Below are 18,908 nucleotides of genomic sequence, written 5' to 3' on the forward strand. Positions count from 1 at the left end.
TCTGTATCCGGCCTTGTTGCAGTCACAGTGCTGCGGGCCACTATGAGATTCGCTGACCTGAGCCTTATTCTCCTGACGGACTTTATGTCCAAGGAAATATTCAGGTTTATCAGGTCACGGTCTTATCGTCTTTGTCATCACTCTGGCCGCCATAGCAACCTTTCAGCATTCACCCTTTTTAAGAGTAAATAGTTATCGGTATCAGCGAGTAATAGGGCCTGATACTGACATGATTTTTGTCGTACTTACGCTCATGGGCGGCTAGCGCCCACACAGTTCGCGCCAGCTTGTTTGCCATCGCCACGATAGCCACACTGGTCGGACGCCGTTTTTTCAGTTCTGTTATCCATGGTCCCGGCTCTTTCGCCACTAATGAAGCAGCCCTTGCTCCGTGGATAAACAGCATTCGCAAATAAGTGTCACCGCGTTTGCTTATCCCCAGCAGGCAAACTTTCCCTCCTGAACCCGTTTGTTTCGGTACAAGACCGACATAAGCAGCGAACTCTCGCCCTGATTTAAACGCGGATGCTTCTCCCATGGTGGCAACCGCCAACCGCCGCTGTAGCGATTAACGGTCCCACACCGAGAATTTCCATCAGCCGCTTACAGGTTTCATTCTGTCGCGCCACATTGTTAAGCTGTTTTCAAGACCATCTATCAGCATGTCCAGCTCACTCAGTCTGTTGTACAGGTCTTCCAGCACGGTGATGAGATACGGCTGCAGCTTCGTTTTCAGCCGCTCCAGTGCAGCCGATAGCTCCCTGTCCATCGCTGCCCGACCTTTATGGATGGTTTCGCCAAACTCCAGTAATGTTCCCTGCAGAGCGTTAATCTGTGCAGTTCTGAACTTCACCAGTTGTCTGCGTGAACGGTGCAGAACCAGTACCGATTGCTGTTCTTCCGTTTTTACGGCTATCGCCTTGCCTGGCTGCTGTACCGCCATCCAGATAGCGCGGGCATCCATGACATCATTCTTGTTGCCCATGACGAACGCCTTGACGAACCGTCCCTGCATCAGCCGGACTTTATGCCCCAGCTTTTCCAGTTCCCGGGCCCAGTGCTGAGAGCCTCCACAGGCCTCCATGCCAATCAGGCAAGGCTCCAGATTACTGAAGAACGTCAGAAAATCCTTTCTGCGCAGCTGCTTGTCCACCACTTCACCTGTGTGCTCATTGACGAATGTGAACCTGAATCAGATGCTTTGCGATATCAACGCCAACCGGTGTATATTTCATGCTGTGGAGTCTCCAGTCTGAGGGAGCTTTATGCATCCCGTATTGGGCACTATGATGCCGAAAATCTGCGAGGCTCCACACCTGCCGACTTCACGCTTTCAACCATCATGCAACTCCGAAATTAATGAGTGGGGGCGTTCATCTCATTCTCCTTAAACCTTGTTAAAGGTATGTCAAAAAATCGTTAAGTGTAGTGGTGCGCCAAAATTTGTTTCTTTTTTGAGCGATGGATCACGCAATAAGAAGTAACACAGTGAAAGGAAAAGCATGGAGAATGGCGAGCCCTGAGCGTTTTACTGCTATTTATAAAAAAGCAAACCGGAAGATGATTTGTGATTTGTGTCACATTATCGTGACTAACTTGCTCGTTCACATGATCGTAAAGCATATAACGATCAATTTATTATTTTCAATAGGTTGAAACTATTGTTTTTTATTATTTAATCGTTATTTGCGATCAAACACCATAAAGATACTGCTTATTCAGCCGATAGTGTGCATACCAACACGGGTATATTTTGATCCAGAAGATGCTTTTTGATCGTTTGATCGACAGGTACGTTAAAATTTTAGTACATATGTAAAAAAATGAGAGTGGTATAGCCAAGCGACTTAATTTTGATCACACCATATGGACTGAGAACAAAATCTCTGTATCGCAACCACTCTCTCTTTTTTTGCTTTTTGCTTGTGCCCATTTATGCTCAATGGGGTTAAGATCTGGCGAATATGTAGGCAAATACTCCACCATATACCCTGCATCGATGATGACTTGTTGAATATTATGTTTTTTGTGAAAAGTTGCATTGTCCATCACGATTACCCTGTTTTTAGGGAGTACTGGGATAAGGACTTGTGTGACCCAGGAATAGAAAACATCGCTGTTAATATTGATATCAAATAATCCGATAGCAAACAGCGTTGTGCCTAATAAAGCGCCGATAACATTTGTTCTTCCCTTGGCTCCCCGTTCTTCAGCCCAAAACACCGTTGACCTTTTGGGGAATAGCCGTGAGTCCGTGGGGTATCGTGTGGAAAACCACTTTCATCAATAAAAACAATAGGTTTGCCTTCTTTTTCATACTGTTGTATTTTTTGTTGAAATGCTTGCCGGGCGCTTTCGTCGGCTTTCGGATGACGTAGAGTTTTTTTATAGGTCAATCCCAGCTTTTTAAGAGCTTGCCAAATGGCCTTCTGACAAACGCCAAAACGCTCTGCACGTTCTTTTTGGTAAGCATCTGGATATGGTTCAACATCTTTCATCAACTCAGATTTATCGCTCTTTCGCTGACGCGTGGTCGATGCTTTTGACGCTATTTGATTAATCCAACGCGATACAGAGGCAGGGCCAATCCGAAATTGCTTCGCTGTTTCTCGGATACTCAACCCTTCTTCTTCCCGTGTAGATATCACTTTACGTCTAAAATCAATTGAATAGCTCATTTAAATAATGCAATCAAAATTAAGTCGCTTGGCTATACGATGCCGCTGAATGGTATGCCATTCTCTACGCGGATGATTGCACAGCAAACGAGCGCCATGCCTGGCAGCAATGGCTGAATAGCCACCCGTTGCACCAGCAGGCGTGGCTGCGTGTCGAGCAGATACATACCCGTTTTCATTCCGTCGCGAGCCCAGTGGCGTCCAGCGTATTAAGCCGTCAGGGAACCGAACGACGTCACCTGTTAAAACTGTTGGCATTGATGACGCTGCTGGGTGGTGGTGCTTATAGCGTCCCTTGGGAAACCTATGCTGCGGACTATCGCACCGCCAAGGGAGAAAACCGCCGCTGGGTGCTGGCAGAGGGGCTGACGCTAAACCTGAATACCGATTCAGCGCTCACACGCTACGACCAAGACGGAAAGATTGCCGCATTGCGCCTGCTGCCTGCTGGAAAGTGCAGTGCCTTACCCGTTAACGTTTTCCACCCCACAGGGGGTATTGACGTTGAATTCCCCTTGTCGGTTTGATGTGCGCTGCGATACAGGTGACAGTACGCTGGCGGTATTTCAGGGGGAGGTGTTGCTCCGCCCAATGAAGCAATCGCAGACGCCTGTGCGCGTTAGCGCTGGACAACAAGTTACCTTTACGGATGCGGTGAGTCAGCCTCCGCAACCGGTGGAAGGCTTCCGCCAAAGCTGGCTGGATGGCGTGGTGCTGGCGGAGAATATGCGGCTGGATACCTTGATGCGTGAATATGCGCGCTACCGCAACGGCTACTTTTCCCTCGATGACAAGGCGGCGGCGCTGCGTATTTCCAGCGTCTTTCCCTTACAGGATGATGCGCGTTTTTTCAGCGCTCTGACTCGCACCCTCCCAATTATTGCAGAACGACGTTTTTCCTAGTGGATAACCCTGCGCGCCCGCTAATCCCTTCTGGTTTTTCATGCTAAAAACGCTAAGAATAGGACGGAGAAAAAGCAGATTCATTAGCGGGCTTGTTTCGTACGACTTTTATCATGTGTCTTTATCTTATGCGCAGAGAATAGTGCGATAAACCGAATACTATTCTTGGTGTCATAAGTACGTTTGCAGGTCCGATCATTACGCATACAGGATGTCGTCATGCAGTTATTGAATTTAAAGCAGGCCAGATGGCTGAGCTTGGGTTTTATGTTTGGGGGATTGCTGCTGCTGTTGTCACTACGGCTGTTAACGTGTTTTGTGGCCGGTTTTTTGGTGTATGAAATCGTCAATCTGCTGACACCCCATTTCCAAAAAATCATCAGTGGGAAACGTGCCCGCTGGGTAGTTGTGGCGATCATCAGTACGCTGGTGGTGAGTGTGCTCAGCCTGTTGTTTGGCAGCCTGACCGGGATCGTGATGCAGGAAATGCGCGACACCTCGCCTTTCAATGCGCGTATCGGCTTGATTCTTAATGACGTCCAACGGCACATCATGGTCTATTTGCCGGGTTACTTGCCAGTGAGTGTTGAAGAGCTGCAACACGAATTTATGCGCTGGGTGCAGGAACATATCGTGATGCTGCAAACCATGGGTAAAGATTTTCTGCACGGTTTTGTCACCATGTTGATTGGTATGGTGTTGGGGGCGATCGTGTCGCTGTACAACGTGCAAGAGGACACGGATAAACCGCTGCTGAAATCGGAACTGATGCGGCGCGTTTCGCTGTTGTCGATGTCCTTTCGCAATATCGTGTTCGCCCAGGTGAAAATCTCCTCGGTTAACACCATCTTCTCTGCGGTCTTTATTCTCGGGATACTGCCCTGTTTTGGCGTGCACCTGCCATTTTCCAAAACGCTGGTGGTGCTGACTTTCATCTTTGGCCTGATACCGGTAATTGGTAACCTGATATCCAACTCCATCGTGTTTATTTCTGGTTTGTCGATCTCCCTGCCGGTGGCACTGGCGGCGCTGGTTTATCTGATGCTGATTCACAAACTGGAATATTTCCTCAATGCGCAGATTGTCGGCACCCGAATCAAGGCGCACGCGTGGGAGATCTTGCTGGCGATGTTGGTGTTTGAAGCGGCGTTTGGTATTCTAGGCGTGATTGCTGCACCGATTTACTATGCCTATCTGAAAAGTGAATTGAAGGAAGCGGCGCTGATTTAAGGCATAGGTATCTACACATCTTTTGCAATATCCGCTATTACGTTGCTGCATGATCTCAACTTATCCATCGGCGGGATTGATGCCCGCCTTAACCGGCGTTATCGGCGTCTGCTTAAGCAACACATGACTCCCGCAGCACCATTGGCGTCAGCCGTTAAAGACCTTGCCTGCGCGCAGAAAACAACATTCGCCACTACTCAGGCCGTTTGGCGTTTTTTTAATAATGAACGTATTAGCTTCACTCAGCTCAATGAACCGATTATTTCGCTGGCTCTCCGGCAGGTTGCACTTAGCCCGCATCCATACGCTCCCGTCGTTCACGACTGGTCTCATTTACAGTTTCGTACCCACAATGGGAAAGAAGAACGTTTGAAAATGACGCATGGTGGCGACGTCGGTTATGAACCACAAACCCGCCTACTGGTTGATGCTGCAAATGGTTTACCAATAGCGCCCCTGTCTCAAACTCTAACCGGTAGGGCGGGTTGTCGTTCAACGCTAACCGAGGGCTTGTCTGAGAGTCTGACTCATATGGATGCTTTGACGGCTGATATCGCCCGCGTTGAGTTTCTTGATACCGGGAAGAAGTTAGTTCATCTCATTGACCGTGAAGGTAACTCTATCGGGCATATGCGCACATTAAGCTCCCAGGGAATATGTTGGCTTATCCGGGGAAAGGAAGGGCATCGGGCCGAGTGGGGCGGTGACACCCGTAAAATTGGTGAAATTGCAGACGATCTGCCATTTATCGCAAACGGACAGGTTGGCTGGAAAGGGAAAAAAGCCAATATGGAGATCGGGGAAACATCCGTGATCATAACGCGAACAGCAAAACCGAAGCGGAAAGACAAGAACACCGGACGGCGAGTGAAAGTTCAGCCAGGCGTAGCTCTGACACTCAGATTAGTTGTGGTTCGCCTTACCGATACTCACGGTAAATTTATCGGACGCTGGACGCTGCTCACAAACGTTAGCAACGAGATCACCAGCGCGGAAGTCGCTCGCTGGTATTACTGGCGCTGGGGTATTGAATCCTTTTTTAAGCTGCTGAAAGGTGCCGGTCATGATGTAGAAAAATGCCTTCAGCGCAGTGCTGGTGCCCTGCTACGCAGGTTATTGATAGCTAGCATCTAGCATCTAGCATGGCATGTGTGCTGGTATGGCGGCTGCAACGCGCTGAAGGAGACGACAATGCGGCAGCCCGTCAGTTAATTTGCCGATTATCCGGATGACAACAAAAACGAGGGCGTAAAGAAAGCGCCCCAGCGCTGCTTGCCGGACTATCCATCCTGCTAAATACCTTGACGTTATTAGCAGACTATACCCCGGAAGAACTTGCCCACTTCGCTATGGTGGTTTTTAACCCTTTATGATGTGTAGATATAGCTAAACGACTTAATTTTGATTACATTATTTAAATGAGCTATTCAATTGATTTTAGACGTAAAGTGATATCTACACGGGAAGAAGAAGGGTTGAGTATCCGAGAAACAGCGAAGCAATTTCGGATTGGCCCTGCCTCTGTATCGCGTTGGATTAATCAAATAGCGTCAAAAGCATCGACCACGCGTCAGCGAAAGAGCGATAAATCCGAGTTGATAAAAGATGTTGAACCATATCCAGATGCTTACCAAAAAGAACGTGCAGAGCGTTTTGGCGTTTGTCAGAAGGCCATTTGGCACGCTCTTAAAAAGCTGGGATTGACCTATAAAAAAAACTCTATGTCATCCGAAAGCCGACGAAAGCGCCCGGCAAGCATTTCAACAAAAAATACAACAGTATGAAAAAAGGCAAACCTATTGTTTTTATTGATGAAAGTGGTTTTCCACACGATACCCCACGGACTCTCGGCTATTCCCCAAAAGGTCAACGGTGTTTTGGCCTGAAGAACGGGGGAGCCAAGGGAAGAACAAATGTTATCGGCGCGTTATTAGGCACAACGCTGTTTGCTATCGGATTATTTGATATCAATATTAACAGCGATGTTTTCTATTCCTGGGTCACACAAGTCCTTATCCCAGTACTCCCTAAAAACAGGGTAATCGTGATGGACAATGCAACTTTTCACAAAAAACATAATATTCAACAAGTCATCATCGATGCAGGGTATATGGTGGAGTATTTGCCTACATATTCGCCAGATCTTAACCCCATTGAGCATAAATGGGCACAAGCAAAAAGCAAAAAAAGAGAGAGTGGTTGCGATACAGAGATTTTGTTCTCAGTCCATATGGTGTAATTAAAATTAAGTCGCTTGGCTATACCTATGGCTTCAGGCGCTGGAGACGTTCGGTGGGACATGGGATCACCGCTATCCGCAGATAAGCCGGAGCTGGCAGTTAAACTGGGCCAACCTGTCGACATTCTTCTCGTACCCGCAGGAACTTCGCAAGGTAATCTACACGACGAACGCCATAGAATCACTGAACAGCGTGCTCCGGCATGCAATCAAGAAACGCAAGCTGTTCCCGACTGATGACTCGGTGAAGAAGGTCGTATGGCTGGCAATCCAGGCGGCATCACAGAAACGGACGATGCCCTTACAGGACTGGCGTATGGCAATGAGTCGCTTTATTATCGAGTTCGGTGACCGCCTTGACGCTCACTTCTGAGGAAAGGCATTTACACAAAATCTTAAACAGGCTCAATCCCTATGCAATTGAACATACCAACATTGCTAACTCTGTTTCGCGTTGTCCTTATTCCATTCTTTGTGCTGGCATTTTATCTCCCTTTTAATTGTGCACCGCTGCTGTGCGCCTTTATTTTTGTGGCCGCGGCGGTTACCGACTGGTTTGATGGTTTTCTGGCGCGCCGTTTGAAGCAAACCACGCGCTTTGGTGCCTTTCTCGATCCGGTGGCTGACAAGGTGATGGTTGCGGTAGCATTAGTACTGGTGGCAGAGCATTACCATGCGTGGTGGATAACTTTGCCAGCCGCCACGATGATTGCGCGCGAAATCATTATTTCCGCTCTGCGCGAATGGATGGCTGAGATTGGCAAACGCAGTCACGTTGCGGTGTCTTGGGTCGGAAAGGTGAAAACAACGGCGCAAATGCTGGCGCTAGTTGGTCTACTCTGGCGCCCTGAGCGTATGGTCGAAGGCGCGGGCATTATCGCACTCTACATTGCCGCCGTGTTAACCTTTTGGTCCATGTTCCAGTATTTGAGTGCCGCGTGGCGTGATTTGCTGGATTCCTGACCTCTACGTCGTAAAAAACAGCAATTGATGAGCGGTAAGGGATAATTTTATTGACTGGTCAGAGTGGGTCAGTAAAATGCTCGCCATGGACAGGTTGGTGACCAACGCTAACCAGGTAGCAGTATATATTGATCTTATATAGTGTTACGATGGCTAGTGTTTATAGCATGATGCGGGAATAGCTCAGTTGGTAGAGCACGACCTTGCCAAGGTCGGGGTCGCGAGTTCGAGTCTCGTTTCCCGCTCCAAGAGCCTGTTTAAGATTTTGTGTAAATGCCTTTCCTCAGAAGTGAGCGTCAAGGCGGTCACCGAACTCGATAATAAAGCGACTCATTGCCATACGCCAGTCCTGTAAGGGCATCGTCCATTTCTGTGATGCCGCCTGGATTGCCAGCCATACGACCTTCTTCACCGAGTCATCAGTCGGGAACAGCTTGCGTTTCTTGATTGCATGCCGGAGCACGCTGTTCAGTGATTCTATGGCGTTCGTCGTGTAGATTACCTTGCGAAGTTCCTGCGGGTACGAGAAGAATGTCGACAGGTTGGCCCAGTTTAACTGCCAGCTCCGGCTTATCTGCGGATAGCGGTGATCCCATGTCCCACCGAACGTCTCCAGCGCCTGAAGCCATAGGTATAGCCAAGCGACTTAATTTTAATTACACCATATGGACTGAGAACAAAATCTCTGTATCGCAACCACTCTCTCTTTTTTTGCTTTTTGCTTGTGCCCATTTATGCTCAATGGGGTTAAGATCTGGCGAATATGTAGGCAAATACTCCACCATATACCCTGCATCGATGATGACTTGTTGAATATTATGTTTTTTGTGAAAAGTTGCATTGTCCATCACGATTACCCTGTTTTTAGGGAGGACTGGGATAAGGACTTGTGTGACCCAGGAATAGAAAACATCGCTGTTAATATTGGTATCAAATAATCCGATAGCAAACAGCGTTGTGCCTAATAAAGCGCCGATAACATTTGTTCTTCCCTTGGCTCCCCCGTTCTTCAGCCCAAAACACCGTTGACCTTTTGGGGAATAGCCGTGAGTCCGTGGGGTATCGTGTGGAAAATCACTTTCATCAATAAAAACAATAGGTTTACCTTCTTTTTCATACTGTTGTATTTTTTATTGAAATGCTTGCCGGGCGCTTTCGTCGGCTTTCGGATGACGTAGAGTTTTTTTATAGGTCAATCCCAGCTTTTTAAGAGCGTGCCAAATGGCCTTCTGACAAACGCCAAAACGCTCTGCACGTTCTTTTTGGTAAGCATCTGGATATGGTTCAACATCTTTTATCAACTCGGATTTATCGCTCTTTCGCTGACGCGTGGTCGATGCTTTTGACGCTATTTGATTAATCCAACGCGATACAGAGGCAGGGCCAATCCGAAATTGCTTCGCTGTTTCTCGGATACTCAACCCTTCTTCTTCCCGTGTAGATATCACTTTACGTCTAAAATCAATTGAATAGCTCATTTAAATAATGTAATCAAAATTAAGTCTTTTAGCTATATAGCCAACCGACTTAAAAATGATTACAGCCAATGCCCTGATATGTGGCAAAAAAATACAGCTAATTGTTATCAAAATAATGTCGCTTGGCTATACAACACGCCAACGTCCAAAGAAGGCTACCTGTACCGTGAAATCTTCGAAGAGCTGTTCCCGGTACCAAGTGCCGCAGAATGCGTGCCTAGAGGCCCTTCTGTTGCCTGTTCTTCGGCAAAAGCGATCGAATGGGATGAATCCTTCAGGTCGTGCAGCTGGCGTTCACTAATCAGCGTACTGAGCGTAGCCGTTATAGAACATTGCCTTATGGTGATTGACTCGAAAAAAAACGGGCCCTTTATGGGCCCGTTTTTTTTCATTTTGTTGCAGGAAAACCTGTTTTATTGTCGCTTTTCTCATCATACTGTTCACAACCCAAACAAACGAACCGTCACAGGCGTTTTTAGGGAAAAAATGTGTTGACGCAATTCGGCCAACTACGCATAATGCGCCCCGCAACGCCGATGAAGGTGACGCGGAAAAGATGGCTACGTAGCTCAGCTGGTTAGAGCACAGCACTCATAATGCTGGGATCACAGGTTCGATTCCCGTCGTATGCCGCCATCTTTTCTTGCGGGAGTGGCGAAATTGGTAGACGCACCAGATTTAGGTTCTGGCGCCGCAAGGTGTGCGAGTTCAAGTCTCGCCTCCCGCACCATTCCTTCACGGTTATAAGCAACAAGGCATGTTAGGGTATTGGGGTATCGCCAAGCGGTAAGGCACCGGTTTTTGATACCGGCATTCCCTGGTTCGAATCCAGGTACCCCAGCCACCTTAATGCCGCATCGGATTGCACGTTGTTGGGGTATCGCCAAGCGGTAAGGCACCGGTTTTTAATACCGGCATTCCTTGGTTCGAATCTAGGTACCCCAGCCATGTGATTGAAGTTAAAAGTTTTTATTGAAAAGCAAAAAATCAAGATGTACTATTTGGCTACGTAGCTCAGCTGGTTAGAGCACAGCACTCATAATGCTGGGGTCACAGGTTCGATTCCCGTCGTAGCCACCACATTTTTGGGGTATCGCCAAGCGGTAAGGCAGTGGATTCTGATTCCACCATTCCGAGGTTCGAATCCTCGTACCCCAGCCAAAAAATGCTGGTAACACAGCGAGAAGCAGGGCGACAGTCGAAAGACGTCGCCCTGCTTGCTTTCATCCGTTATTCAATAAACGATTAAAGGCCACCAGGCGGTAACCCGGTGGCCTTAGTTACGTTTCCAGCATGATGTCAGGAAAATGCGGATCAGCGCCAAAAATGCTAATAGCGCCTTTAGCGCGATGATAGCCGATTCTATAGCCAAGCGACATTATTTTGATAACAATTAGCTGTATTTTTTTGCCACATATCAGGGCATTGGCTGTAATCATTTTTAAGTCTGTTGGCTATATCGAGATGTTTTTTTGAGCGCCAGCCGCACATTTGAGCACACGAATATTACTGCCATCCAGCGCAGTGGCTGACCAGTCAACAAGTCCATGAGCATCAAGAAATGAAAGTAACTTATTGAAAATAATGTTAATGATTCCAGACTTTGACCATCTATTGAAACGGTTATAAACGGTTTTCCATGGGCCGTAACGTTCAGGTAAATCACGCCATGGTGAGCCTGAACACAGTATCCAGAACATACCGTTGAAGATTTTTCTATGTTCTGCCCACGGCCGGCCGGCCCGCGGAGATGTCAAAACGGTTGGCAACAAGGGCTCAATGATTACCCATGCTTCATCAGAAAGATCGTAGCGAGCCATAATCAAAAGTGTCGTAGAAACAGATGGATACTATAGCTCAAGCAATTAAGGGACACAGCCTACTATATTGCGGGGTTGATCCCGCTGTTTCCGACCTTTGCCTTAATTGCCCACTACATAGTGGGAACAGAGCGCGGTACAGAAGCGCTGCGAGCCACCATTCTTGTTTGGCATCTGGCCGATCATTCCCTATCTGATTTACCTGATATCGCTCTACTATTTTACTGCATCCATGAAGCTGCCGTTGGCACTGCTATCCGCAGTGGTCTGTTGGAGCGCTTCTGCGTTTGTATTGATCAAAGTCTGGGCGCACTTCTATAACCAATAGGGCATATCCCGCAGCGATCGGATTCCTTAATAATGAGCGCGGATATCACAGAAAGATGGCTTCATTGTTATTACTGCGTCTTCTGCGTGATTTCTTTCTGTTACAGCAAAACGTCGCGTCCTCAGAAGGTGAGGATGAGGCAGTCAGAGCTAGGCTGCGATAATCGTTATTCAGGATCATGGTGCAAATCTTTTCCCACGACACGATATCGTGCTCCTCGGTAGCGCATGCCTCTTCATCTGGTATGCACGTCAGAAAGCCGCGTGAACGATGCCAACTGAGGTACTGAGCGATGTTGACGCGGAATTGATCTGCCATTTTCTGCGGCATTGAGTTCAAGAGAAATGTGGCATGGTTTTGCCATGTCTCTTCGCTGGGTTTGCGGGCGTTATCACACGGGCTAGCGCGGCTAAACGTGGCCTGTTGCGGATGGTCTGCCTTACGCGGAAAAATTTCTGTGGTTTGCTGTTCGAAAGGCTCCTGGATTTTCATGTTGCTGCGTGGTGCACCAGAGCGATACATGAGGTCATACAAGGGGTTGTAAGGCGCTTTTGACAGGCTATTAAATAACCAGACATCTTGCGACTGCCAATCAAACAGAGGATAGAGCGTATGAATCTGGCCGCTGGTCTCTGATGTAGACAGGAGTTCGTTGCTATCTTCGCCATAGCTTTTTTGTGTCGGTTGGCTATCGTTATTGGCGTCCTCGTTGGACAGTGTTCCCATGACGAAGGCGAGGGTTTTTCCAGAGGAGAGCCAATTCAGAAACCCAGAAGTAAAATTGCTCTCTGCCATCGCATAATGGTAAAACGGAAAGAGATGTTGATCTGTAATAGTGTCTGCTGGGGGAATTCTCCACCATTCAACGTTATCTTCCCACGATATCCAGGTGCGGGAGTGATAGGGCTGGTTATTTTCAGTTGTGAGCGGCAGCGCAATCCAATAAAAATGTTCAATTACCTCGCGATATAGCTGTTTCAAGCGTTGTATATGCGAAATAGTTTGCGTATGTTGAGCCTCCTGGTCAATAAACAATACTGTGATTTTCTTACCGTGAGCTTTAGCAACCGTAGCGGCGAGGTGTAATAATACCGTTGAACTTTTCCCTCCAGATAAGGAGATACACACTTTTTCATAATCACTGAAAACGATATCAAGGCGTAATAGCGCTGCATCAAAAACGTTGGATATGGAATGTAGCTCTTTCATCTCATTGGCCCTGGCGGTAAAGTTTTTTCTGGGTTGCCGACTGATAGCGAACTGTGACGTTTTTATATTTTGTATAGCTAATGTAAGAAATGAATCTCTTTATCATGTTTGTTAAAAATAACATGTTGACAAAAAGACCTTTCTTCTCTGGCCTGCTCTAACTGTTTGATATTTTGTTATTTATTTAGGGTTGATGAATGTGATAACCCTCTGCGTGTGTATTTTCATGGTCGTTAATATAAACTTTTTTTCGTCATTTTTTGTCATTTTTCGCTCAATTAATGGCTTTGTTGAATAAATAGATTTTATGCTGGCAGCCCAGCGAAACGACGGATCCTCGCAACGTAAAATCATGCAGTTAGGCCTCATGAGAAAAGTGTACACCTGAGATGACAAGCATTTTCTACCAAAACTGGCATGGAAAAACAGCATGATTACCTATTATTCAACAAAGCCTCAATTAATTGCAAATTTTTATAGGGAAATAGTCATGGCCTTAGCAGTTATTACTGGTTTATACCCGTGATCATTGAAGACGCTTCATTTTACGCGGTAAGAAGATCATGCTCACCCACTATGAAGATATTTATTACCGACAAGCAAAAAGCCGAACTCGAACACCTTCATGACACCAGTCGTGATAAGCGTGTTTGTGATCGCATCAAAGCCGTCCTGCTGGCCTCCGAAGGCTGGACCTCTGCGATGATTGCGCAAGCTCTGCGTCTGCACGAAACGATGGTAAACCAACATATCAACGATTACTGTCAACGCCAAGATTATTGGCCATTTTTCGCCATTTTTAATGTCCGCTATTGCTCATTAATGTTGCCCGCTTTCCGCCATTTCATCATCACTGACTGGCGTGGCGTTTTTTTGCCAGCACTCCGGCTTTGCGTTTTTCCTTTAACCGGTAGCTTTCTCCTTTGATGTTCAGTGTAGTTGAGTGGTGTAGCAGCCGATCCAGGATTGCTGTTGCCAGCACGTTATCGCCGAACATCTCTCCCCAGTCGGCGAACCCTTTATTTGACGTCAGCATGATGCTCGCTTTTTCATACCGACGGTTCAGCAACCGGAAGAACAGACTGGCTTCCTCACGGCTCATCGGCAGATAGCCTATCTCATCCAGTATCAGTACCCGGGCGTAACCAAGCTGCTGTAGCTGTTTCTCCAGCCGGTTTTCCTGCTTTGCCTTCATAAGTGTGGCGATCAGCTTATCCAGTGGCATGAACAGCACCCGGTGACCGGCATCAGCCGCTTTGACCCCCAGTGCTACTGCTTGGTGCGTTTTGCCCACACCTAGCGGCCCCAGCAGGATCACGTTTTCGCTGCGCCCCACGAACGCCAGCTAGGTCAGTTCCCGGACGACCTTACGATCGATACCTGGCTGGAAGCCGAAGTCGAACTGCTCCAGCGTTTTGACCCACGGGAAGCGGGCCTGTTTCAGCAGGGACTCCATACCGCGCTGATGTCTCCCGTTCCATTCCTGTTGCAGCGCCAAGCACAGGAACTCGCGGTAGTTCAGCTATTTTTTGGCCGCCTGCTCCAGCAGGCTTTCGACGTGGTAGCCCAGATGTTCCATTTTCAGATGACCCAGCAGTATCTCCAGTTCATGCATCACAACAGCTACTCATACGCACTCAGCGGCCGATGTTCCACCTGACTGACCTGCTGCCAGAGCGGGGCGTGATGCTCCGGCACGGTCTGCCAGGCGGATGCAGCCGAACAGAGCCGGTGCGATGCCACCTGCTGCTCATTACAGTAGATCCTCAGTTCATCATCCAGCGAGATCCGTATTGAGACCGGGTGGCCACACAGGCTTTCCGGCACGATGTAACGGTTCCTATCAACCTCTATGTAGCCATCCCAGGAGACATGCCGGATATCGAAGTAACGGGTATCAAAGTCAGTATCCGGTAACGGCTGCAGATGCACTTGTTCCTGAGTGAAGCGCTGTTCCGGTGTCTGCCTGAACTGGCGAAGTTCCCTCCTGTCGGCAACGTCAGCCATCCACTGCTCCAGTAACTGATTAACATGGGCGAAGCTGTCGAACCGGCGGTACCGGACGAAGAAGTTCTCCTTGAGGTATTTCACCATCCGCTCTACCTTACCTTTGGTTCTGGCCCTTCGCGGGCGGCAAGCCCGTGGCAGGAAGCCATAGTGATCAGCCAGCAGCAGGAACCCGGAGTTGAACACCACCTTCCCGTTGTTATTTTTCAGCACTGCGGCTTTCTGGTTATCGACCAGCACGGTTTTCACGCTGCCGCCGAAGTAACGGAAGGCGAGAACCAGTGACTCATAGGTATGTTCAGCATTCTGTTTTGGTGCCGCGAAGACATGGAAGCAACATGAGAACCCCAGCGTGTTAACCGCGAAGTTAACCCTGCATCGTTGCCCGGCAACCTCAGCCTCAACTTCCCCCCAGTCATGCTGAAGCTGCTAACCGGGCTGAGTTTCGAAGCGAACCGTTTTCTTCGATGGCCGCATCTTACGTTTGTGCTGGATGTAGTAACGCAACATGGAGCGTCCACCGGTATAACCCATCGCTTTAATTTCCGCGAGGATGACCTCGCCGTTCCAGACGTTCTCTGCCAGACGCATGTCGATATAGTCCATGAACGGCCTGAGTTTGGCCATTTTGTGGCGTGTTTTTCTGGCCGGAGGTTCCGGGTATTTCAGGTAGCGTCTGACAGTCCGCTCAGAGCAACCAACCTGAGTGGCAATATCGACAATATACGCACCCTGCTGGCGCATTTGCTTTATCATGTAAAAGTCCTCTCTGCTCAGCATGCTGATGTCTTTTCTGGTGTGAGAACCTCAAGGAAACAACATGTTGGGTGGAGCGGACAATCCAAATGGTGAATTACCGTCTTATATCACTGGCGCTGACATTACGTCAACACTCGCAAACTTAAACCTGAAAACGGTGGGTCTGCAAGTCGGCTTTGTGCTGAAAAGGCTGCGCTCTTAATCAGCTAGTTATCTCAACATCTCTTCCATCATACCCACGACATCGTGGCGCCTTTGTTGAATAAATAGATTTTATGCTGGCAGCCCAGTGAAACGACGGATCCTCGCAACGTAAAATCATGCACTTAGGCATCATGAGAAAAGTGTACACCTGAGATGACAAGCATTTTCAACCAAAACTGGCATGGAAAAACAGCATGATTACCTATTATTCGACAAAGCCCATCGTGGCTTATGTCGAACATCGCTGGGCTATCCGATTCAGTATTCCCGGCATGAACGAGTGGTTGCACCGTCATGGTTTCTCCGGCTTTGTTGAATAAATAGATTTTATGCTGGCAGCCCAGCGAAACGACGGATCCTCGCAACGTAAAATCATGCAGTTAGGCCTCATGAGAAAAGTGTACACCTGAGATGACAAGCATTTTCAACCAAAACTGGCATGGAAAAACAGCATGATTACCTATTATTCAACAAAGCCAAATCGTTTTTGTACCTGGGCGTATTGTTTGGAACTTGTTATACTATTATAGTTAACGAATTGAAAAACATACTTTCAGTTTATCATGGCACCCTTATGCAATTAATTCCCTATTGGGTATCCGTCACAATAAAAAGTATATTGTTTTTTATCCTTTGGTCGTTGCTGGTTTTATTGGCGGAATTCATTGTTGAGTACTTTCTCTATATCAGAGAGATGAAGATGGATAAGCATGAGGTAAAACAAGAGCGAAAAGAGTTGGATGGTAATCCTGAAATTAAGTGTATTAGTCGCGACTAGATCTGACACTGGACCTTGAAAGGTTGGGAGTTACCGGTTTTGATATGGGTGTTTAATCCTTAAACAAAACGCGAGGTAACTCTCATGCTTCATACTAACAATCCCATTATCAAACACAAAGCCGGCCTACTCAATCTCGCCGAAGAACTCGGTAACGTATCAAAAGCCTGCAAGAGCATGGGCGTGTCACGCGATACATTTTACCGTTATAGCCAACCGACTTAAAAATGATTACAGCCAATGCCCTGATATGTAGCAAAAAATACAGCTAATTGTTATCAAAATAATGTCGCTTGGCTATATCAGGAACTGGCTGCTGAAGGCGGCATTGATGCGCTGGTTCACCAGAACCGCCGGGTTCCGAACCTGAAGAACCGCGCCGACGAAGCCACTGAACGCACGGTTGTTGATTATGCTATTGAGTTCCCGCCCCATGGGCAGCACCGGACCAGTAATGAGCTGCGTAAAAAAGGCGTGTTTATCTCCGGCAGCAGCGTGCGCTCCATCTGGCAACGACACGACCTGGAGAACTTCCGTAAGCGCCTGAAGGCGCTTGAGGAAAAGGTCGCCAGAGAAGGCATTGTCCTTACCGACGCTCAAATCTCAGCCCTGGAGAAGAAGGCGCACGATGATGAGGCCTGCGGTGAAATCGAGACGGCACATCCCGGGTATCTGGGCTCGCAGGACACCTTCTACGTGGGCAATCTGAAGGGGGTGGGCCATATCTACCAACAGACGTTCGTGGATACGTACTCGAAAGTGGCGCACTGCAAGCTGTATACGAATAAAACACCGCTCACCGCCCCCGACCTGCTCAATGATCGCGTACTCCCGTTCTACGAGGCTCAGGGACTGCCGGTGCTGAGAATACTGACCGACAGGGGTACGGAGTACTGTGGTAAAGTGGAGCAGCATGATTATCAGCTTTATAGCCAAGCGACTTAATTTTGATTACACCATATGGACTGAGAACAAAATCTCTGTATCGCAACCACTCTCTCTTTTTTGGCTTTTTGCTTGTGCCCATTTATGCTCAATGGGGTTAAGATCTGGCGAATATGTAGGCAAATACTCCACCATATACCCTGCATCGATGATGACTTGTTGAATATTATGTTTTTTGTGAAAAGTTGCATTGTCCATCACGATTACCCTGTTTTTAGGGAGTACTGGGATAAGGACTTGTGTGACCCAGGAATAGAAAACATCGCTGTTAATATTGATATCAAATAATCCGATAGCAAACAGCGTTGTGCCTAATAACGCGCCGATAACATTTGTTCTTCCCTTGGCTCCCCCGTTCTTCAGTCCAAAACACCGTTGACCTTTTGGGGAATAGCCGTGAGTTCGTGGGGTATCGTGTGGAAAACCACTTTCATCAATAAAAACAATAGGTTTACCTTTTTTTCATACTGTTGTATTTTTTGTTGAAATGCTTGCCGGGCGCTTTCGTCGGCTTTCGGATGGCGTAGAGTTTTTTTATAGGTCAATCCCAGCTTTTTAAGAGCTTGCCAAATGGCCTTCTGACAAACGCCAAAACGCTCTGCACGTTCTTTTTGGTAAGCATCTGGATATGGTTCAACATCTTTTATCAACTCGGATTTATCGATCTTTCGCTGAGGCGTGGTCGATGCTTTTGACGCTATTTGATGAATCCAACGCGATACAGAGGCAGGGCCAATCCGAAATTGCTTCGCTGTTTCTCGGATACTCAACCCTTCTTCTTCCCGTGTAGATATCACTTTACGTCTAAAATCAATTGAATAGCTCATTTAAATAATGTAATCAAAATTAAGTCGTTTAGCTATATCTGGCTATCAACGATATCGAGCATACGAAAACGAAGGCGATCTCTCCGCAGACGAACGGCATCTGCGAGCGCTTCCATAAAACCATTTTGCAGGATTTTTATCAGGTTACGTTCCGCAAGAAGTTATATGGAGACTTGGAAAGTCTGCAGGTAGATCTGGACAACTGGTTGTGGCATTACAATAATGAGCGAACTCATCAGGGAAAAATGTGCTGCGGGCGTACGCCGATGGCCACTTTACTCGATGGAAAACGGAGCTGGGCAGAAAAGAATCTGAACCAGATGTAATCTGACAGACACCTGTATAAATAATCGGTAACTGTCAGATCTGGTCTGAGCTAGTACAAATTAAGCGAGCTCGACGTCGCGCACACCATGAAATTCTCTCAGCTGAAGAGCAAACTGCAATCCGAAACTGACTTTGTTGAATAATAGGTAATCATGCTGTTTTGCCAAGCCAGTTTTGGTTGAAAATGCTTGTACATCTCAGGTGTACACTTTT

Annotated in this window: 18 protein-coding genes, 6 tRNA genes and 13 pseudogenes; 23 read left to right on the forward strand and 14 right to left on the reverse strand. The window is 47.5% G+C overall.

The annotated features are described in order from the left end of the window. Window positions 1–178 precede the first annotated feature (178 nt). From ACD630_RS23650 to ACD630_RS23660, 3 genes and pseudogenes are all read right to left on the reverse strand, one after another. Window positions 179–1,235: pseudogene (locus tag ACD630_RS23650) on the reverse strand (IS110 family transposase). A 622-nt stretch (window positions 1,236–1,857) separates the two neighbouring features. Next, a complete protein-coding gene (locus tag ACD630_RS23655; protein ID WP_430360855.1) occupies window positions 1,858–2,223 on the reverse strand; it encodes a transposase in 366 nt (121 codons plus the stop codon). Continuing rightward, window positions 2,163–2,678: an IS630 transposase-related protein gene (locus ACD630_RS23660; protein ID WP_430360856.1), complete on the reverse strand. Its 516-nt coding sequence runs from the start codon at window positions 2,676–2,678 to the stop codon at window positions 2,163–2,165. Before ACD630_RS23660 ends, ACD630_RS23655 begins: the two co-directional genes overlap by 61 nt. A gap of 59 nt (window positions 2,679–2,737) precedes the next feature. Between ACD630_RS23660 and ACD630_RS23665 the strand changes: the two are divergent. The 11 genes and pseudogenes from ACD630_RS23665 to ACD630_RS23715 form a co-directional block, all read left to right on the forward strand. Beyond that, window positions 2,738–2,782: pseudogene (locus ACD630_RS23665) on the forward strand (hypothetical protein); the annotation flags it as partial. A gap of 90 nt (window positions 2,783–2,872) precedes the next feature. Continuing rightward, window positions 2,873–3,205 carry a hypothetical protein gene (locus tag ACD630_RS23670; protein ID WP_430360857.1) on the forward strand — a complete coding sequence of 111 codons (333 nt, stop codon included), beginning with the start codon at window positions 2,873–2,875 and terminating at the stop codon, window positions 3,203–3,205. 64 nt (window positions 3,206–3,269) lie between these two features. Further along, entirely contained in the window at window positions 3,270–3,581 is a 312-nt protein-coding gene (locus tag ACD630_RS23675; RefSeq protein ID WP_430360858.1) for a hypothetical protein, read from the forward strand. Between the two features lie 219 nt (window positions 3,582–3,800). After that, a complete protein-coding gene (locus ACD630_RS23680; RefSeq protein ID WP_430360859.1) occupies window positions 3,801–4,811 on the forward strand; it encodes an AI-2E family transporter in 1,011 nt (336 codons plus the stop codon). Between the two features lie 42 nt (window positions 4,812–4,853). Continuing rightward, entirely contained in the window at window positions 4,854–5,945 is a 1,092-nt protein-coding gene (locus tag ACD630_RS23685) for a hypothetical protein (RefSeq protein WP_430360860.1), read from the forward strand. A gap of 284 nt (window positions 5,946–6,229) precedes the next feature. Continuing rightward, entirely contained in the window at window positions 6,230–6,595 is a 366-nt protein-coding gene (locus ACD630_RS23690) for an IS630 transposase-related protein (protein WP_430360861.1), read from the forward strand. Further along, window positions 6,592–7,050: an IS630 family transposase gene (locus ACD630_RS23695; RefSeq protein ID WP_430360862.1), complete on the forward strand. Its 459-nt coding sequence runs from the start codon at window positions 6,592–6,594 to the stop codon at window positions 7,048–7,050. Before ACD630_RS23690 ends, ACD630_RS23695 begins: the two co-directional genes overlap by 4 nt. Beyond that, window positions 6,975–7,136: a hypothetical protein gene (locus tag ACD630_RS23700; protein WP_430360863.1), complete on the forward strand. Its 162-nt coding sequence runs from the start codon at window positions 6,975–6,977 to the stop codon at window positions 7,134–7,136. The genes ACD630_RS23695 and ACD630_RS23700 overlap by 76 nt, the downstream gene beginning before the upstream one ends. Then, window positions 7,085–7,423 (forward strand): annotated as a pseudogene (locus tag ACD630_RS23705) (transposase); the annotation flags it as partial. The gene ACD630_RS23700 and the pseudogene ACD630_RS23705, both read left to right, overlap by 52 nt. Window positions 7,424–7,464: 41 nt before the next feature. Further along, window positions 7,465–8,013 (forward strand): CDP-diacylglycerol--glycerol-3-phosphate 3-phosphatidyltransferase, encoded by a 549-nt coding sequence (gene pgsA, locus ACD630_RS23710; RefSeq protein ID WP_430360864.1) that lies wholly within the window; start codon window positions 7,465–7,467, stop codon window positions 8,011–8,013. A 172-nt stretch (window positions 8,014–8,185) separates the two neighbouring features. After that, window positions 8,186–8,261 (forward strand) — tRNA-Gly (locus ACD630_RS23715). A gap of 35 nt (window positions 8,262–8,296) precedes the next feature. Here ACD630_RS23715 and ACD630_RS23720 read toward each other — a convergent pair. The 4 genes and pseudogenes from ACD630_RS23720 to ACD630_RS23735 all read right to left on the reverse strand — a co-directional run. After that, window positions 8,297–8,635, reverse strand: a pseudogene (locus tag ACD630_RS23720) (transposase); the annotation flags it as partial. Further along, window positions 8,584–8,745: a hypothetical protein gene (locus ACD630_RS23725; RefSeq protein WP_430360863.1), complete on the reverse strand. Its 162-nt coding sequence runs from the start codon at window positions 8,743–8,745 to the stop codon at window positions 8,584–8,586. The pseudogene ACD630_RS23720 and the gene ACD630_RS23725, both read right to left, overlap by 52 nt. Further along, a complete protein-coding gene (locus ACD630_RS23730) occupies window positions 8,670–9,140 on the reverse strand; it encodes an IS630 family transposase (RefSeq protein WP_430361265.1) in 471 nt (156 codons plus the stop codon). The genes ACD630_RS23725 and ACD630_RS23730 overlap by 76 nt, the downstream gene beginning before the upstream one ends. A gap of 3 nt (window positions 9,141–9,143) precedes the next feature. Beyond that, a complete protein-coding gene (locus ACD630_RS23735) occupies window positions 9,144–9,491 on the reverse strand; it encodes an IS630 transposase-related protein (protein WP_430360865.1) in 348 nt (115 codons plus the stop codon). A 129-nt stretch (window positions 9,492–9,620) separates the two neighbouring features. On the opposite strand from ACD630_RS23735, the pseudogene ACD630_RS23740 reads away from it, so the two are divergent. From ACD630_RS23740 to ACD630_RS23765, 6 genes and pseudogenes are all read left to right on the forward strand, one after another. After that, window positions 9,621–9,770 (forward strand): annotated as a pseudogene (locus ACD630_RS23740) (hypothetical protein); the annotation flags it as partial. 279 nt (window positions 9,771–10,049) lie between these two features. Beyond that, window positions 10,050–10,127, forward strand: a tRNA-Met gene (locus ACD630_RS23745). Between the two features lie 9 nt (window positions 10,128–10,136). Then, window positions 10,137–10,221: transfer RNA gene (locus tag ACD630_RS23750), tRNA-Leu, on the forward strand. Between the two features lie 39 nt (window positions 10,222–10,260). After that, window positions 10,261–10,335: transfer RNA gene (locus ACD630_RS23755), tRNA-Gln, on the forward strand. Window positions 10,336–10,494: 159 nt separating this feature from the next. Continuing rightward, window positions 10,495–10,571: transfer RNA gene (locus ACD630_RS23760), tRNA-Met, on the forward strand. Between the two features lie 6 nt (window positions 10,572–10,577). Continuing rightward, window positions 10,578–10,652, forward strand: a tRNA-Gln gene (locus ACD630_RS23765). Between the two features lie 119 nt (window positions 10,653–10,771). Here the strand turns inward: ACD630_RS23765 and ACD630_RS23770 are convergent. Continuing rightward, a complete protein-coding gene (locus ACD630_RS23770; protein WP_430360866.1) occupies window positions 10,772–10,930 on the reverse strand; it encodes a hypothetical protein in 159 nt (52 codons plus the stop codon). Window positions 10,931–10,960: 30 nt separating this feature from the next. Then, window positions 10,961–11,311: pseudogene (locus ACD630_RS23775) on the reverse strand (IS5 family transposase); the annotation flags it as partial. Between the two features lie 60 nt (window positions 11,312–11,371). Between ACD630_RS23775 and ACD630_RS23780 the strand changes: the two are divergent. Further along, window positions 11,372–11,639: pseudogene (locus tag ACD630_RS23780) on the forward strand (GlpM family protein); the annotation flags it as partial. Window positions 11,640–11,684: 45 nt separating this feature from the next. Here the strand turns inward: ACD630_RS23780 and ACD630_RS23785 are convergent. Continuing rightward, a complete protein-coding gene (locus ACD630_RS23785; RefSeq protein WP_430360867.1) occupies window positions 11,685–12,848 on the reverse strand; it encodes a phosphoadenosine phosphosulfate reductase family protein in 1,164 nt (387 codons plus the stop codon). A gap of 576 nt (window positions 12,849–13,424) precedes the next feature. Here ACD630_RS23785 and ACD630_RS23790 point away from each other — a divergent pair. Next, a pseudogene (locus ACD630_RS23790) lies at window positions 13,425–13,610 on the forward strand (helix-turn-helix domain-containing protein); the annotation flags it as partial. Window positions 13,611–13,667: 57 nt separating this feature from the next. Here the strand turns inward: ACD630_RS23790 and istB are convergent. Further along, window positions 13,668–14,463, reverse strand: a pseudogene (gene istB, locus ACD630_RS23795) (IS21-like element helper ATPase IstB). A gap of 8 nt (window positions 14,464–14,471) precedes the next feature. Beyond that, window positions 14,472–15,635, reverse strand: a pseudogene (gene istA / locus ACD630_RS23800) (IS21 family transposase). Between the two features lie 395 nt (window positions 15,636–16,030). Here istA and ACD630_RS23805 point away from each other — a divergent pair. From ACD630_RS23805 to ACD630_RS23815, 3 genes and pseudogenes are all read left to right on the forward strand, one after another. Further along, window positions 16,031–16,123, forward strand: a pseudogene (locus ACD630_RS23805) (winged helix-turn-helix domain-containing protein); the annotation flags it as partial. Window positions 16,124–16,257: 134 nt separating this feature from the next. Beyond that, on the forward strand, window positions 16,258–16,596 hold the full coding sequence (locus tag ACD630_RS23810; RefSeq protein ID WP_430360868.1) for an EscU/YscU/HrcU family type III secretion system export apparatus switch protein: 339 nt from the start codon (window positions 16,258–16,260) through the stop codon (window positions 16,594–16,596). Between the two features lie 84 nt (window positions 16,597–16,680). Beyond that, window positions 16,681–17,526, forward strand: a pseudogene (locus ACD630_RS23815) (helix-turn-helix domain-containing protein); the annotation flags it as partial. A 21-nt stretch (window positions 17,527–17,547) separates the two neighbouring features. Here the strand turns inward: ACD630_RS23815 and ACD630_RS23820 are convergent. Further along, a complete protein-coding gene (locus tag ACD630_RS23820) occupies window positions 17,548–17,988 on the reverse strand; it encodes an IS630 family transposase (RefSeq protein ID WP_430361266.1) in 441 nt (146 codons plus the stop codon). After that, entirely contained in the window at window positions 17,901–18,368 is a 468-nt protein-coding gene (locus tag ACD630_RS23825) for an IS630 transposase-related protein (protein ID WP_430360869.1), read from the reverse strand. The genes ACD630_RS23820 and ACD630_RS23825 overlap by 88 nt, the downstream gene beginning before the upstream one ends. Window positions 18,369–18,400: 32 nt before the next feature. On the opposite strand from ACD630_RS23825, the pseudogene ACD630_RS23830 reads away from it, so the two are divergent. Beyond that, window positions 18,401–18,694, forward strand: a pseudogene (locus ACD630_RS23830) (integrase core domain-containing protein); the annotation flags it as partial. Between the last annotated feature and the right edge of the window lie 214 nt (window positions 18,695–18,908).

This window comes from Symbiopectobacterium sp. RP (genome assembly GCF_050472005.1).
Taxonomy (GTDB): Bacteria; Pseudomonadota; Gammaproteobacteria; order Enterobacterales; family Enterobacteriaceae; genus Symbiopectobacterium.